We start from the raw sequence: 847 nt of genomic DNA, 5'->3' as shown, positions 1-847 counted from the left end.
TATCGTGATCGCGTCGATCGCAGTCAGCGTCGCGTTCGTGACAAAGAATATGAAGACCGCTATCAAATCACGACCGACCTTGGTTTGCGGTTCGGCGAGGTTCGTGCTCCAACTGGTGTGGTTCAAGGGCAAAACATGTTGCGTGTGTTGCGCGAGACCACAGGCAACCTCGGACGTTTTGACTCCTTTGATGAGCTTGCCATTCCTTACCGTTCCGTTGCGACAGATATTTTAGAACTGGACGAAGTGGTGATCGGCAACGGTTATTTAGTTGATGCCATGATGGCCAGTATGTCTGTACCCGGCGCACTCCCTCCGTATAAGTTAAATGGCCACATGCTTGTTGACGGTGGCGTGGTCAACAACATGCCAGTGGATGTTGCGCGTGCGATGGGCGCGGATGTGGTTATCGCGGTAGACATCAGTACCGACTACAAAACCGAAGATGATTTTACTGGGCTGTTTACCGTTGCAGACCAACTCTCCAACTATCTGGTGCGTCGCAGTACCCAGCAGCAAGTCGAAACCCTGCAAGAACACGATGTTTACATTCGTCCCAATGTCGGCCAAATGGAAACCGTTGAGTTCGACAAAATGCCTTGGGCTTTTCAATCTGGTTATGACATCACCAAAGAAATGGAGTCGAAGCTAGCGGGACTGCGTTTATCAAACGCGGAGTATCAAAAGTACATCGACCATAAGCAGGAAGTTCGCAAAAAGCTCGTTTATGGTGACGATCGCGTAGTGGATGAGATTGTGATCGTAAACAATACCCACTATAGCGATGTTTTGTTGACCAACCGTTTGGAACTGGAAACTGGCCGTAAAATCGAAACGGCTGAAATCG

1 protein-coding gene is annotated in these 847 nt (G+C 49.4%); it reads left to right on the top strand.

What is annotated here, in order from left to right; all coding sequences use genetic code 11:
- Positions 1 to 847, top strand: an 847-nt coding sequence (locus tag R7O13_RS25515) for a patatin-like phospholipase family protein (RefSeq protein WP_318305029.1), incomplete at both ends; no start/stop codon positions are given.

Source organism: Vibrio sp. Y176, from assembly GCF_033438945.1.
This window is presented reverse-complemented; position numbering and strand designations above follow the sequence as displayed.